The organism is Microbulbifer sp. GL-2, assembly GCF_007183175.1.
GTDB lineage: Bacteria > Pseudomonadota > Gammaproteobacteria > Pseudomonadales > Cellvibrionaceae > Microbulbifer.
Window position 1 is genome coordinate 4,809,328 of the sequence record NZ_AP019807.1, and the last position, 15,218, is coordinate 4,824,545.

The window sequence follows — 15,218 nt, forward strand, 5'->3', positions numbered from 1 at the left end:
CATCATCCATACTTTTACAGCCCTCGAAAAGACCGACGAGCCATATTCACAAAATTAACTCTAGAAAAACTAAACTCAGATATCAAAAAGATACTTATAGAAAAATTCCTGCAAAGAGCACGACAGGTATAATTCGAAAAATTGACTACCTCCAAATATTTCCTCTCCTCATCGAAGCTATGCTCGCTTTAAAACCAAAATAACGTCACCACCTCGTAAAGAAAAGAATGGGTTATTCTTTCTTTCAGTTGGTTAGCTTTCACGCCTGGAATAAATAGAGATTTTACTTCTTTGCCTCCATCAAACCTGATGAAAGCTCCACTTTCAAATAAATAAATGCTGAGTAAAGAGGGACTGGAAAGCTTATCTAAAAACGTATTGAAAGTTTGCGCCTTTAGCTCCAGATGTCTTGTTGGCTGAACAACTTCTACCTCAGAAAAGATTAAACCCCCACACCAAAATAAATGGTACAACTGTTCAGTGTTGACGGGAATCTGATAGATACGTACCACCAATAGAAATGCGAACAACCCCGCATCCACGTCCTTTTTGGACTGATAAAAATCCATTTATACTACCGCTTAGTCTACAACTGCGACGCAAAGCTACACAACAAAAGTCGACCATTCAACAGAAAAATAAACAGAGCAAAAAAAAAACCTGAAAGTTTTAATAACTTCACAAATAAAAGAGAGAAATTCAAAAACAATGGATTTATGAAAAAAAATATGAATAGCCATACTGGAAAACATGGTCCGAAATACTTAAGCACCGCACAAAAGTCACAATGGTCATACTTGCCAGTGAACAGCGTAGCAGTATGAATATCTGTATGGAATCAGGCTGAATAACTACACCTCGCACGCCTTCCTATGCCTGGATTTTTCCTGTAAGGATATTCTCGTTATTGGTGTCAGGTGAAGCCTGCTTCGCTATTTCCGCATCCACCCCACAGAAAAATGCAATCTGCGTGTGAATGTCCCCCAAGGTTACAGCAATGGCTCAAACCTGCCCCCGACCAACTGTAATTCAAGCAACGAACAACAATTCGTTTATATGACTGAGGGCCAGTTGAGATCTCAAGGCAACAATAAGTACTGTATGGACTTCAACTCCGGTACCGCAGTTGGCGGTAACAAGATGCACCTTTGGGACTGTGATGGAGGGAACTCAGAAAAATTGCAGGTGCTGGAAAGCGGTATTATTCAAAATCGAGACAAAAACTGGAAATACTGTATTGACACTCCCGTGGCCAACGCTGATTACGGGGAACAACTACAGATTTATCAGCGCAACAACAATGACACCGACCAGAAATTTACTCTAGACACAGTAAATGAGTGGAAACAAACGAGCTTTTAAGGTGCTGTCTCTAATTCGAATTCTTGAGAAACAAGTAGAGTAAAACATTGCCGCAGTAAAAATAGGCTATCGATCTTTAGGCCTACAAAAGATCGACAGTCATGCAGTGTTAGCTCCTGCTAACTTGGCCATGCAGAAATACCTCGGCATGCCCAGTTAATTTTAGTAGTTAATTCAATTCGCCAGCTTCGCACTGCCTCCAGCCACCTAAGGTGCCGTCATCTGCATCTATCCAGACTTCATAGGTAACCGTAAGCTCAGAAATCTCCTTGATATTAAAGGAAAGGTGGAAGCGTTCTGCTTTATTATCAGTACGTCTACAAGGTACAGCCTTGAAGTCCAGGGATTCTCCTGTAGCAATTACCTGGCCATTTTGGAGGCCTTTAAACCAAGGAGTAAGATCCTCTAAGCCACCATTGATATGTTGCACCCGAACATTCTCAATAGTGTAATCAGCATCCATCACCGTCAAAGACCACTGGATATATCACTCTGATAGAGGCAGTCATTATGCTAGCCATACTACCAGGCGCTCATAAAGCAGCATGGGATGGTGTGCTCAATGAGCCGTTAGGGAAATAGTTAGGACAATGCACTGACTTAGCGCTTTTTTGGCAGTTTGAAGCGGGAGTGGTTAACTGGAAATCTTTACTCGACAAGGAACGATGCGATATCAGATGTGAGAGCCTATATCTCTTATTTGGGTTAGTTCAGACCAAATCTGACACATCCTCTTGAAAAAGAGGGGTTTACCGGTTTTGATGAAGGTGCCTAAACCTATAAGCAAAACCAAGGATAAACCCCATGATCCATACTAATGATCGTATTATCAAACACAAGACCGGATTGCTCAATCTGGCAGAAGAACTCGGCAATATTTCCAAAGCCTGCAAGATGCTTGGTGTATCGAGAGATACTTTCTATCGATACAAGGAAGCCGTTTCAAGTGGTGGCGTGGATGCCCTCCTTAAAAAGAATCGCCGGGCACCCAACCACAAAAACCGTGTTGACGCTGTCATTGAAGAGGCCGTCTTGGCTTATGCCCTCCAGGAACCCGCCCATGGACAGGTACGTGTTTCCAATGAACTACGTAAACGCGGTGTATTTGTGTCCCCTAGTGGCGTTCGGAGTATCTGGCTGTGGCATGACCTGGCCAACTTCAATTTACGATTAAAAGCGCTTGAGGCCAAGGTGGCTGAGGAGGGGCTGATTCTCACAGAATCGCAGGTTCAGGCTTTGGAGAGAAAGCGGCATGATGATGAGGCCTGTGGTGAAATTGACACTCAACATCCGGGCTATCTAGGCTCGCAGGATACCTTCTATGTAGGAACATTTAAGGGAGTTGGGCGTGTTTACCAACAAACCTATGTCGATACCTATGCAAAGGTGGCCCATTGCAAGCTGTATACCACCAAAACACCAATCACGGCAGCAGACTTTCTGAATGACCGTGTATTACCGTTTTATGCCATGCATGATCTAGCGGTGCTACGTATCCTGACTGACCGTCGTACAGAATATTGTGGCAAGCTGGAGCAACATGATTATCAGTTATATCTAAGTGTGAACGAAATAGAACACACCAAGACAAAAGCGAGGCATCCACAAACCAACGGTATCTGTGAGCGATTCCATAAAACTATTTTACAGGAATTCTACCAACCATCATTACGTCGCAAGATCTATGGATCAATAGTAGAGCTACAAAAGGATCTGGACGAATGGCTCATCTATTATAATAATGATCGCACCCATCAAGGTAAGAAATGTTGTGGCCGCACACCGATGGCAACACTTGAAGATGGAAAAAGCATCTGGAAGGAAAAATTTGTAAACTGAATTTGACCTGACAGAACACCTTCTGAAAAACCGGTAACTGTCAGATCAAGTCTGAACTACTACATGTGAGAGGCTGGAGGGGAAGTTACTTTGGTCTACTTGACCTATTCCTGAGGTTGCCCCCTCAAGCCACGTGAAAAGACCTTGATTTACAGCAGATTGTTAACTTTCGCTCAAATAGCAATCAGGGATACAGGGCCGTTGACTCAGATCACCCGATTCACCCTCCCGCTCTTAAACACATTTACCCATAATTAAATCAACAAGTTAGGGATAGCGTTCTGCGGATGTAAGCCATGGATCTACAATTCAGGCCTTCGCATCGGTGATACGCCCACTCAACCACCAAAAACAACGGCCAATATTACCCGCTTGATATCGCCATAGCCGCAATAGAACTATGCATGGCCAGGCGATTTGCACTTCGACATTACAGTCAGGTACCAGGCCGGCAACATTTACCGTTTCGCCGTCACCGGTCTTCAGGGTTTTGGTAATCGCATAAATGCAGTTAATGCACAACTACAGCACCTCCATGGGGTTCCATTCAGGGGTGCCCTGAAAAAAAGGAGAGGCCTCAAGCCTAATAATAGTTTGGGGCCTTTTTGGTTTTCGCTCCCTTATAAGGTAATAGAGAGCGAATCCCAGAAAATCCTTAATTGTTGCTTAATTTAATGACTTTGACCCGCTTGGTGTCTTTTAACTAAGTAAGAAAACGTTCAATTTTTTTAGTATTAATCAGTAAATAAAAACTGAGCCGGAATAGGACGCACTATGGTCGTTACTGCGGTTGTTACTAATACCAGTTGAATCACTTTTGTCACCAGGAGTCCCCACAGCGAGAGTTCTGCCATCACCGCTCAAGCTGACAGAATAGCCGAACATGTATACCCCAAAGGTGTTACTGGCCTTGAGATGGGCCTGCTGAGTCCAAGTAACACCTCTGCGGACAAATACATATACAGCACCGGAATTAGACGTATCGTTATTGCTCTGATTGCCATTAATGCCGGTGACATTACTATCTTCTTCCAGGGCACCTACCGCGAGGGTGTTGCCGTCACCGCTGAGGCTAATAGAAAAGCCGAATGAATCCTGATAATCGGTATTGCTGGCCTTGATATAGGCTTGCTGAGCCCAGGTGGCGCCGGTGCGGACAAACACATATACAGCGCCGGAAACAGGTGCATCGTTATTATTCTGATCACCATCAATGCCAGTGGCATTACTGTCTTCTCTTCGGGCGCCTACCGCAAGGGTGCTGCCATCACCACTGAGGCTAATTGAAGAACCGAAGAAATCCTCATCATCGGTGTTGCTAGCTTTGACATAGGCCGACTGAGCCCAAGAGGCACCAGTGCGGGCAAACATATATACAGCGCCGGAAAAGAACGCATCGTTGTTGCTCTGGTCGCCATCAATACCAATAGCATTACTATTGTCACCTACAGCCGCTACGGCGAGAGTATCTCCATCACTACTGAGGCTGACAGAGTTGCCGAATAACCCCCCTTCATTGGTATTGCTAGCCTTTAAGTAGGTTTGCTGAGCCCAGGTGGCGCCGATGCGGACAAATACATATACCGCACCGGAATTGACAGCATCATTGTTGCTCTGGTCGCCATCAATACCTGTGGCATTACTTCCCTCTTGATATGCCGCCACCGCGAGGGTGTTGCCATCACCGCTGAGACTTATGGAATTGCCAAATATATCGTATCCATCGGTATTACTGGCCTTAATATAGGCTTGTTGAATCCAGGTGGTGCTGGTACGGGTAAACACATATACAGCACCGGAATTAGACGCATCGTTATTGCTTTGATCGCCATCAATACCTGTAGCATTACTGCTCTCAGAGACAGCTGCCACCGCAAGGGTGTCGCCGTCATCGCTGAGGCTGACAGAATAGCCGAAGTAATCGCCACTATCGGTATTGCTGGCCTTTAAATAGGCCTGCTGAGCCCATCTAGCGTCCACACCTATGCGAGCGAATACATATACAGCGCCAGACTCAGGTGCATCGTTGTTGTTCTGGTCACCATCAATACCTGTGGCATTACTGCTCTCTTCGGGGGCTGCCACAGCAAGGGTTTTGCCGTCCTTACTGAGACTGACTGAATAGCCGAATAAATCCTCTTTATCGGTATTGCTAGCTTTGAAATAACCGATGCTGTCGGCTAACGTACTGTCAACCGTGAGTACCTCAGAGTCAGAACATCCTCCTGTATTACAGGCCTGCAATAAGTATTGAGCGTTGATTCTGGCATAGATTGGCACTTCCAGGGTATAGGTCTCCGTACCTTGAGGGATATCCTCTCCGACTTGGGTAAACCCGGAAACACCATCAGAATTTTCCTGGAGCCGGTAGTAACTGGCCCCCTCTACCTCGTCCCAAGTAAATTCGAAGAGTTTGACAGCTTGGAAGCTCAAGCTGACATTCTGAGGCTGAGCTGGCACGGTAACGACGTTGTTACCGCTATCCGAGCCAGAACTACCACCGCCACAGGCGGCAAGCAGAAACAAAAAGATAGCGAAGACATAGATTGTCGTGTTTTTCATTTTTGAATGTGGGTATTTGGATTGCGAAAAGCCGTTTAGATAACGACTGCACATCCCGGTGCGAAGTGAGGGCGGGATTATGCCTAAAGATGAAATATACGCCAAGCAGAGACTGTAACTAATGTGGAGGCAGGCTTTCCAGAGGTTGAATTTGTATCTGCAGGAAAGAGGATAGTCCCGTAGCGCAAGATTGATTGGGGGGCTCAACATCATTAATCGACTAACTAGTCACGGTAAGAAATGAAGTGCAATCCCGCTCTAGCCAATTGTTTTTGATAGTATGTTTTTTGTGCTATTTGACTGCTAGAAAAGGAAAAGGCCCCGAGCTCGGGAGCTTGGAGCCTTTTTGCCGCTTAGGGAATTAATACATCAAGATGCATGGCATCGGTGCCCTTATGCGGCCAGTTTTAAATGATTGCTCCTCGCCAGGGTAGTTCGGAGCAGAAAACACCAAACGGTGGCCAGAGGCCTACTTTTTAGCTAGACCACTTTCTCGGACTGGCTGAATGGATTGGCCGCCAACTCAGCACATAAAAGCTAGAGAGCATTGATGAGCATATTCCTCCATCATCGAATGGCTAGGTATCTAGGCAAGGAGTGGGCTTCTTTAGCGCAGCCCTGAAAGCCGCTTTAAGCAGCTGATGGGCTCGATATATTGGTGCGGCAGGATCTGTGTATAGTAAAACAAGCAATTAGTACGTATATGTAGGACTAACAAGACTTGCTTACCCCCTCATCCAGTCGACTAAGAGGATCTGCTTATTAAACCCCTCCAAGACACCTGTATGTCCGCACCGAATTTGCCACCTGATTACCTTTGATACCCAAAAAGTATTCGAACCAGGGGGCGTATACCGCCTACCCAACAAAGGTATAACGATTCTATTTGGAATTCCGTTTTATTGATCATTGGGTACCCAGAACTGCCCCACCCTTTCGACATATTTAGGCCCGCACTTTCCGCTCCTTTCTGATCCGCAGATAAATTTCTTCACGGTGAATGGGCAGTGACTTGGGGGCGCTAATGCCTATCTTCACTTGATTACCTTTAACCTCAAGCACTGTGACTGAGACATTTGCTCCGATCCTTAAGTTTTCACCTGTCCGTCGCTTTAAGATCAACATACTTATTTCCTTCTATCGTCAAAGTTTGGGCGCTTCCGGGATGGGAAATCTAGGTTTTAACGTTTAAAGGAAGGGGTGGTGCGCGGGGGCGGTAGGCAGAGAAGAGGAAAAGGCGGGCGCTAGGCTTCCAGAGCTTGGGAACAGGCCCCAAGCTGCTGAATGTACTCGACTTTATTGAAGACGAGCGGGTTTCTAGCGTACTATGCATATAGCCACTTTGATAGTCTACGTATCAATTTGGTTAGCTGACCCCGGGTGTTCCTAGCACCTTGGGTCAGCGCCTTTTACTTACTCTTACGTCACGCTACCGTTCTCCTTTGAGGGGATGGGTCTTTTAGAAAATTCTCGGTTCTATCGAATCTTTAAAAATCCTTTAAACTTCTGAGGCGTTTTAAATTGGCTCGCTCAATCTCAGCCAAAATACCAAAAATATCTATCGATTTTACGCAGCTTTGAGATTGAAACAAACCGAATAAATTCCAATAGGATTATTTTCGCGCCTATATTTTTTATATTTCCGCCCAGGGAAACTTCAGTCAACAATTGCCAGCTTCAATTTATATTGGAATTTCCTACATGCTTTCCCGAAAAGATTAAAGATATAATTTCGTTTGTCAGCGGTAAGCGTTTGAATATGCCGAAAGGGCTACCTTTTTAGCTAGATCACTATTTCGAGCAGGCGGGCTGGAGTGGCCGGTTTTAGACCCCAGAAAATGGTGTTGTATTACCGAAAGCATGAACCCTATCCTAGAGCGGCTCAGTATCTCACCCAATCAGTGACAATTTCTCAACCGGAATTTTGAAAGTCGCCTTAAAGGATTGGTGGGATCAGTAGGGGCCGTGCAACAAGCTTGTAGACAGTTCAATAAACATTGTGTATACGGCATAGGCGATTGCCGGCGCTTCTTCTCAGCCACTCCTTGCTAATCGAGCCCTACTAGAAGTCCTCATTAGTACGATTGTCTTTTTTATCCAAAATTTCGTTACCCAAAGCCTGAACACAAATTCCCAACATTTCACCTCCCTTACATCTGAATCAGATAGAAAGAACCCACAGAAACGATGCTTGAAGCGTAACTGGCACCCTCCTCTAATCTTTGGGTGTCTAGGAGCGAAATAAACTCCCTCTAACCATAAAAATGATCCTAAGGCTCATGAATAAGAAAATCCTGACTGAGACCTGCGTATGCCTTTTACCTTATATCCAGTCCTTACAAGTAGTCATTCCACAGAAACTTCATGTAACGCAATTGATATTCCTATCTAAACCAACCAAAAAAATAAAGACCCCCTATGGCATAGCAGGTCTTCATAGAACAGATAAATTCTCCTTCTTTAATAACTTGATGCCAGTAGCAGTTTGACCAATTCAAAAATCAAAAACTCTCTAACGAAACCAGAACAAATAATCCCTCAAGGCAAACTAAAAAATAGAATTTTATTAACAAAATTTAACGCCAAACATGACATTAAATATCGCACTCAAAACCCTAAATTCACTTTTACGCAGTCACTTGTAATAAGTATAGGCTTTTAGGATAAACTTCTTATCAGGCGTTAGCGAAATAAAACCCAACGCTCCATCATGCCTATATATTATTCCGCCCTTAAAGACCTGTATCTCTTTTTTATCAATTGTATTTAGCAATACAGTCTTTAAGATTTCTTCCACATATAACTTAGTCCACACATCAGATGAGGAAGATTTGCACCCTTCAACATATTGTAATTCCGATAAATATATATTGAGCTGATCTTTGAACGTTCTATTTTTTACAAACTCTTGATATTTAATACCTTCCTCTTCAGACACGCTAGAGATAAGGTCAGCAATTACTAGATAATGTTCATTCTCATACGGAATAAGCATTACCTCTGTAATACTTTTTTTAAAATTGAGCTTAATCCCATTAAAATTTCCCAGATCCATTTCACTCTTTGAGTCCAACTGAGTGTCGAAAATAGGGACATCTAAAGCCTTGTAGTTTACAACATCTAATTTTGAGTAACTCTCAAAAGTTCCCTCTTGATTTAGCCAATCTATGCTATCAACCAGATTTGCATTAAAATCCTGAGCTTCCTTACACATACTAATAAGCTTTTCGGATTCTGAAGTCCAACCCAATTGCCCCAGAAACAAACACAAAAAAGCAACAATAAATATTATTCGTAATTTCGTACCAACCTCAGTAACATAACCCACTGCCTCCCAAAGCATTTGCCTTTTCCCCGATGCCTCTATTTTTTTATAAGCCAAATTTCTAAACCATCTCTTTAACTGGCTAACCTCCCACTCCGGCAAACCAACTTTAATTCCAGCCACAAAAAAACCCGCTAAAAAGCGGGTTTCTTGGCCGTTGCTATGCAACGATATATATGGTCGGAGCGGCCGGATTTGAACCGACGACCACCACACCCCCAGTGTGGTGCGCTACCAGGCTGCGCTACGCTCCGATTTTGAAAAATCGCTCACTTCGCTAAGTGATTGATTTTTAAAGACATCGTGTTCCGATGTGGCGTGAATCATACCGGACTAGCAGTGGATTGCAAGCCCGGATTAGTGATTTTAGAAATTATTTTCCCCTTCCAGCAGGGCCACCACATCGTTCAATTCCGCGATCACTTCCGGCAGTACCTGCTGTAGTTGTACCACCTCTGCCCGCTCGCTACCTGTCTCTATCTGCAGGCGGGCCCCACCAATGGTATAGCCCTCTTCGTACAGGAGCGCACGAATCTGGCGGATCATGATGACATCCTGGTGTTGGTAATATCGGCGATTACCACGGCGTTTTACAGGCTTCAGCTGAGGGAATTCCTGTTCCCAGTAACGCAGGACATGGGGTTTAACGGCGCATAATTCACTCACTTCACCAATGGTGAAATAACGCTTTCCAGGAATTGCAGGTAGCTGAGCGTTATTGCTCGGTTCCAGCATATTCTTCTACTCGTGCCTTGAGTTTTTGCCCTGGTTTGAAGGTAACTACCCTGCGGGCTGAGATGGGAATTTCTTCACCGGTTTTGGGGTTACGGCCTGGCCGCTGGCTTTTGTCGCGCAGGTCGAAGTTACCAAAGCCCGAGAGCTTTACCTGCTCGTTGTTTTCCAGCGCATTGCGGATTTCCTCGAAGAAATATTCGACGATCTCTTTTGCTTCACGTTTATTGAAGCCCAGCTCCTCGTACAACTTCTCGGCGAGCCCGGCCTTGGTCAGTGCCTCTGTCATTGGATCCTACCAATTGATTCAGAGGCGTCGACTCCAGATCGGAAAGCGGCCCTAACCGCGGCGGCTTTCAACCCGGTAGCAGACGCTCTCGGGGTGCAATTCAGCCTGCACCCTGAGAGCATCATGCTCGGTTAGCGCAGGCTAGCGTTATATTTTTCTTCTAGTTTTCCGACCACCGCATCCATAGCGGCATTGATTTCGTCGTCATTAAGGGTGCGCGACGAATGCTGAAAGGTCAACCCCAAAGCGACACTTTTTCTATTTAAATCAATGCCTTTGCCCTGGTAGACATCAAATATTTTGAGGTCGGTCAAGGTTTCGCCGGCTACTTCGACGGCGGTTTCCACCAAGCTGGCGGCAGGAACATCGGCATCGATCAGTAAAGCCAGGTCGCGACGTACTTCCGGGAACTTGGATAGCGGGCGGAATGCAGGCACTTTACCCTCTCCAATCGCTTCCAGGCCCAGCTCAAATACGAAGGCGGTCTTGGACAGATCCAGCTTCTTCTGCAACTGCGGGTGCAGAGCGCCGATGATCCCTACTTCGCGGTCGCCACGCATGATCTTGGCGGTTTGGCCTGGGTGCAGTGCGGGGTGCTGGCCGGCAACAAAGCGGAACTCATTGGCGGCGCCAGTGCGTGCCAGCAGGGCTTCCACGTCAGCTTTCACATCGTAGAAATCCACACTGTCTTTACTGCCCGTCCAGTTCTCTGCATAACGGTTGCCATAAGCCAGGCCCGCGATCATCTGCTCCTGGTGCAGCTCGGCGCCAGGTACAAAACGCAGGCCGGTTTCAAACAGGCGCACACGGTTCTGCTGGCGGTTGAGGTTGTATTGCAGTGCTTTACAGAGGCCTGGCAGCAGGGTGGTACGCATAACCGCCAGTTCGGCGCTGATCGGGTTTTGCAGGGCTACCGGGTCGGCTTCCGGGTCGAACAGTACGGCGTTGTCGCTATCGATAAAGCTGAAGGTAATCGCTTCGTAGTAGCCGCGGCTCAGCAGGGTTTGCTCGAGGTTGTCCTGGGTAACCATGCTCTCTGGGCGCGGGGCAATTTCCAGTTCGGCAGTAAAGCTTTCGCTGGGGATACGGTTGTAGCCGTACACACGGGCCAGCTCTTCCAGCAGATCTGCTTCGATGGCGATATCGAAACGGAAGCTGGGTGCGAGGAAGGTCCAGCCCTCTTCATTCTGATCGATCTTTTCCAGTCCCAGGCGGGTGAGGATGTCGACGATTTCATCATCGGCCAGCTGAATACCCAGGCCCTGCTCTACCCGCGCGCGGCGCAGGGTGATATGGCGCTCGGCGGGCATGGTTTCAGTCAGCTCGCGCAGATGTACTGGGCCGGGCTCGCCGCCGACAATATCCAGCAGCAGCTGGGTAGCGCGCTCAACCGCTTTCTCTTGCAGGTGGTAGTCCACGCCGCGCTCAAAGCGGTGGGAGGAATCAGTGTGCAGGCCGTAGGAGCGGGCCTTGCCGGCAATCGCCAGCGGATTGAAGAAGGCGCTCTCCAGGAAAATGTGCTGGGTACCTTCGGTAACAGCGGAATCCAGGCCACCCATAATACCGGCCATCGCCAGGGGCTTTTCTTCGTCGGCAATAACCAGGGTGCCTTCCTGCAGTTTTACTTCCTGGCCGTCCAGCAGAGTCAGCTCTTCACCGTGCTCAGCCATACGCACTTTGATACCGCCGGAGAGTTTCTCCAGATCAAAGGCGTGCATGGGTTGGCCGAGTTCCAGCAGAACGTAGTTGGTGACATCCACTACCGGGTCGATGCTGCGCAGGCCGCTGCGGCGTAGGCGCTCCTGCATCCACAGGGGCGTCTGGGCTTTGATATCGATATTGCGAATTATCCGGCCTACGTAGCGTGGGCAGGCAGATTCCGCCAGCAGGGATACCGGCAGACTTTCTTCAATCTGCTGGGGTACCGGGGCAATTTCAGGGCCTTGAACGGCGCAGCGGTTCAGCACGCCCACTTCGCGGGCAATACCGGCAACACCGAGACAATCGGAACGGTTCGGGGTGAGATCCACTTCGATGGTCTCATCATCCAACTGCAGGTATTCACGCAGGTCGGTACCGGTAGGTGCGTCTTCCGGCAACTCCCAGATACCATCGTTGTCTTCGCCCAGCTCCAATTCGGTTTGCGCGCAGAGCATGCCAAAGCTCTCTACACCGCGCAGCTTGGCTTTCTTAATCTTAAAATCACCCGGCAGTTTGGCACCTACCAGGGCAAAAGGAATTTTGATACCCACACGCGCGTTGGGAGCACCGCACACCACTTGCATTTCACCTTCAGGGTGACCGGCTACTTTACAGATGCGCAGCTTGTCTGCATCGGGGTGTTGTTCACAGGCAACAATCTCACCGACAACCACCCCGGAAAAATCACCCGCTACTTTTTCTATGCCATCCACTTCCAGACCGGCCATGGTGATTTGATCGGCCAGTTCCTGTGTGGTGAGTTCCGGGCTTACCCATTCCCGCAACCAGGAGTTGCTGATTTTCATAGTTGATCTCTTTCTGTATTCCGTCAGCGCAGCTCTGTGCGCATTTCACCTGGGGCTCTTATTTCACCTCGCAGGCCTACACAATTCGATTTTGGCTTAGAACTGTTTCAAGAAGCGCAGATCGTTATCGAAGAACAAGCGCAGGTCGTTAACGCCGTAGCGCAGCATGGCGAGGCGCTCGATACCAATACCGAAGGCAAAGCCGGAGTATTTTTCACTGTCGATATCACAGGCGGCAAATACGTTCGGATGCACCATGCCGCAGCCGAGAATCTCCAGCCAGCCGGTGCCGGAACACACGCGACAGCCTTCACCACCACAGGCGGTGCACTGGATATCCGCTTCTGCAGAAGGCTCGGTGAACGGGAAGTAAGACGGACGGAAACGCACCGGTACTTCCGCTTCGAAGAAGGCGCGCAGGAACTGGTCGATGGTGCCTTTCAGGTGGGCGAAGCTGATGTTCTCACCGATTACCAGGCCTTCAACCTGGTGGAACATAGGCGAGTGGGTGACATCGGAGTCACAACGGTATACTCGGCCCGGGCAAATAATACGCAGCGGCGGAGACTTTTTCTCCATGGTGCGGATCTGCACTGAGGAGGTGTGGGTTCTCAGTACGGTGGTCGGGTCCACATAAAAAGTGTCGTGCATCGCGCGTGCCGGGTGGTGCGCGGGAATATTCAGGGCTTCGAAGTTGTAGTAGTCCTGTTCGACTTCCGGGCCGTTCTCAACCGAAAAGCCGATACCCGCGAAAAAATCTTCTACGCGCTTTAAGGTGCGGGTGATAGGGTGAGCATTGCCCTGCTCTTCACCGCGCCCCGGTAAAGTAACATCTATGGTCTCTTCGGCCAATTTCGCGTTGATGGCCGCCTGCTCGAGCATAGTGCGTCGCGCGTTAATTTTTTCCTGAACCTGCTGCTTGGCTTCGTTGATCTTGGCACCCGCAGCCGGGCGCTCCTCAGCAGACAGCTTACCCAGGCCTTTCAGCAGTGCCGTCAGCTGGCCCTTTTTGCCCAGGTAATCAACACGCACCTGATCCAGTGCGGCGAGGCCATCGGCCTTCTCCACCAGCTCCATTGCCTGCTCGGTGAGGGACTGCAAATCTTGCATCGAACTGTTCCCGTTTGAATCCAACTTCGATTAATTTTTTCTGCTTTGTTCGGCCGGTGCTCTCTGCACCGGAGGGGTCTACCCCAGGCACCGCCACCGGTAAAAAAATAGCGGAAACCCCATAAAAAAATAGGGAAGGGCCGCTACAGCCCTTCCCTATTTTAAGTATTCAGTTTTACAACTGAAGTGACAGCTTACGCTGCCAGGGCTGCCTTAGCTTTTTCAACTACGGCAGCAAAAGCGGCTTTATCGTAAACAGCCAGATCAGCCAGTACACGGCGATCCAGTGCGATGTCCGCTTTCTTCAGACCAGCAATCAGGCGGCTGTAGCTCAGGCCTTCTGCACGGGACTGGGCGTTAATACGAGTAATCCACAGAGCGCGGAAGTTACGCTTTTTAACGCGACGGTCACGGTATGCATACTGACCAGCTTTAATAACTGCCTGCTTGGCTACGCGGAATACGCGGGAACGCGCACCGTAGTAACCTTTAGCCTGCTTCAGAATCTTCTTGTGACGACGACGCGCCTCTACACCACGTTTTACACGGGCCATACTTCTATCCTCTTAAACCTTTGCGATTTGGGCCAATTACTTGGCGCGCAACATACGATCGACCAAACCGGCATCAGACTTGTTCATAGTCTGGGTGCCACGCAGCTGACGCTTACGCTTGGTGGTCATCTTGGTGAGGATGTGGCTCTTGTTAGCGTGCTTGTGCTTGTAGCCCGCAGCCGTCTTCTTGAAGCGCTTGGCAGCGCCACTGTGAGTCTTTGCTTTCGGCATTTTGTACTCCAAAGTGAATATTCGCCTGCAGAACAGGCACCTTTAGTAACTGCCGATAACCGGAGTTATCAGCACTGTGAGAGTGAGGAGGCAGCCGTCGCCCAATCACTTCTCAAAGGAGGATCCGGGAAATTATTCCCCAAACCTCACTTTTTCTTTTTGCTGGGAGCAAGAACCATAAGCATCTGGCGACCTTCCATCTTTGGTCTTTGCTCTACAATGGCCAGCTCTTCCAGATCCTTCTCGATGCGCTGCATCATTTCCATACCCAGCTCCTGGTGGGCCATTTCACGGCCACGGAAGCGCAGGGATACTTTGGCCTTGTCACCCGCCTCAAGGAAGCGGGTGAGGTTGCGCAGCTTGATCTGGTAGTCACCGATATCGGTGCCCGGGCGGAATTTCATTTCCTTGATCTGCTGCTGCTTCTGTTTCTTCTTGGCGGCATTCTTGGCTTTCTTCGCCTCGAATACGTGCTTGCCGTAGTCCATGATCTTACAGACTATCGGCGTGGAGTCCGAAGCAATTTCAACGAGATCCAAGCTGGCCTGTTGCGCAGCCTCGAGCGCCTCTTCCAGGGAGACAATGCCCACCTGCTCGCCATCAGCGCCAATCAGGCGGAGTTCTGACGCTTCAATCTGATCGTTTATGCGGGCCTTTTTGGACCGTCCCTTAGTGTCTCGTTTAATAGCTATGGTCTCCCAGTTGCC

15 protein-coding genes and 1 tRNA gene are annotated in these 15,218 nt (G+C 48.3%); 2 read left to right on the forward strand and 14 right to left on the reverse strand.

What is annotated here, in order from left to right; translation table 11 throughout:
- Positions 1–188: 188 nt before the first annotated feature.
- Positions 189–569, reverse strand: coding sequence for a hypothetical protein (locus tag GL2_RS20695; protein WP_143732614.1), 381 nt, complete (start codon positions 567–569; stop codon positions 189–191).
- 403 nt (positions 570–972) lie between these two features.
- Here GL2_RS20695 and GL2_RS20700 point away from each other — a divergent pair, with 403 nt between their 5' ends.
- On the forward strand, positions 973–1,362 hold the full coding sequence (locus tag GL2_RS20700; RefSeq protein ID WP_172621227.1) for a ricin-type beta-trefoil lectin domain protein: 390 nt from the start codon (positions 973–975) through the stop codon (positions 1,360–1,362).
- Between the two features lie 169 nt (positions 1,363–1,531).
- Here the strand turns inward: GL2_RS20700 and GL2_RS20705 are convergent, their stop codons facing one another.
- Positions 1,532–1,828, reverse strand: a complete 297-nt coding sequence (locus tag GL2_RS20705) for a hypothetical protein (RefSeq protein ID WP_143732616.1) — start codon at positions 1,826–1,828, stop codon at positions 1,532–1,534.
- A gap of 338 nt (positions 1,829–2,166) precedes the next feature.
- Here GL2_RS20705 and GL2_RS20710 point away from each other — a divergent pair, with 338 nt between their 5' ends.
- Entirely contained in the window at positions 2,167–3,201 is a 1,035-nt protein-coding gene (locus tag GL2_RS20710) for an IS481 family transposase (protein ID WP_143732617.1), read from the forward strand.
- A 309-nt stretch (positions 3,202–3,510) separates the two neighbouring features.
- Here GL2_RS20710 and GL2_RS21600 read toward each other — a convergent pair whose 3' ends face one another.
- From GL2_RS21600 to infC, 12 genes are all read right to left on the reverse strand, one after another.
- The gene (locus GL2_RS21600) at positions 3,511–3,723 is read right to left on the reverse strand and encodes a hypothetical protein (RefSeq protein WP_172621001.1); all 213 of its coding nucleotides are present in this window, start codon (positions 3,721–3,723) and stop codon (positions 3,511–3,513) included.
- 216 nt (positions 3,724–3,939) lie between these two features.
- Complete coding sequence (locus tag GL2_RS20715) at positions 3,940–5,763, reverse strand: integrin (RefSeq protein ID WP_172621228.1); 1,824 nt, start codon at positions 5,761–5,763, stop codon at positions 3,940–3,942.
- A gap of 945 nt (positions 5,764–6,708) precedes the next feature.
- Positions 6,709–6,888, reverse strand: a complete 180-nt coding sequence (gene csrA / locus GL2_RS20720; RefSeq protein WP_143732619.1) for a carbon storage regulator CsrA — start codon at positions 6,886–6,888, stop codon at positions 6,709–6,711.
- 1,510 nt (positions 6,889–8,398) lie between these two features.
- On the reverse strand, positions 8,399–9,211 hold the full coding sequence (locus tag GL2_RS20725) for a hypothetical protein (protein ID WP_143732620.1): 813 nt from the start codon (positions 9,209–9,211) through the stop codon (positions 8,399–8,401).
- 54 nt (positions 9,212–9,265) lie between these two features.
- Positions 9,266–9,342: transfer RNA gene (locus GL2_RS20730), tRNA-Pro, on the reverse strand.
- 112 nt (positions 9,343–9,454) lie between these two features.
- Positions 9,455–9,823 carry a MerR family transcriptional regulator gene (locus GL2_RS20735; protein WP_143732621.1) on the reverse strand — a complete coding sequence of 123 codons (369 nt, stop codon included), beginning with the start codon at positions 9,821–9,823 and terminating at the stop codon, positions 9,455–9,457.
- Entirely contained in the window at positions 9,804–10,109 is a 306-nt protein-coding gene (gene ihfA / locus GL2_RS20740) for an integration host factor subunit alpha (protein ID WP_020413347.1), read from the reverse strand. Before ihfA ends, GL2_RS20735 begins: the two co-directional genes overlap by 20 nt.
- A 131-nt stretch (positions 10,110–10,240) precedes the next feature.
- Entirely contained in the window at positions 10,241–12,616 is a 2,376-nt protein-coding gene (pheT, locus tag GL2_RS20745; RefSeq protein ID WP_143732622.1) for a phenylalanine--tRNA ligase subunit beta, read from the reverse strand.
- Positions 12,617–12,712: 96 nt separating this feature from the next.
- Positions 12,713–13,726 carry a phenylalanine--tRNA ligase subunit alpha gene (gene pheS / locus GL2_RS20750; RefSeq protein WP_143732623.1) on the reverse strand — a complete coding sequence of 338 codons (1,014 nt, stop codon included), beginning with the start codon at positions 13,724–13,726 and terminating at the stop codon, positions 12,713–12,715.
- A 194-nt stretch (positions 13,727–13,920) separates the two neighbouring features.
- Positions 13,921–14,280 (reverse strand): 50S ribosomal protein L20, encoded by a 360-nt coding sequence (gene rplT, locus GL2_RS20755; RefSeq protein ID WP_020413350.1) that lies wholly within the window; start codon positions 14,278–14,280, stop codon positions 13,921–13,923.
- 36 nt (positions 14,281–14,316) lie between these two features.
- Entirely contained in the window at positions 14,317–14,511 is a 195-nt protein-coding gene (rpmI, locus tag GL2_RS20760; protein WP_020413351.1) for a 50S ribosomal protein L35, read from the reverse strand.
- 146 nt (positions 14,512–14,657) lie between these two features.
- Positions 14,658–15,197, reverse strand: a complete 540-nt coding sequence (infC, locus tag GL2_RS20765) for a translation initiation factor IF-3 (protein ID WP_143732624.1) — start codon at positions 15,195–15,197, stop codon at positions 14,658–14,660.
- Positions 15,198–15,218 lie beyond the last annotated feature (21 nt).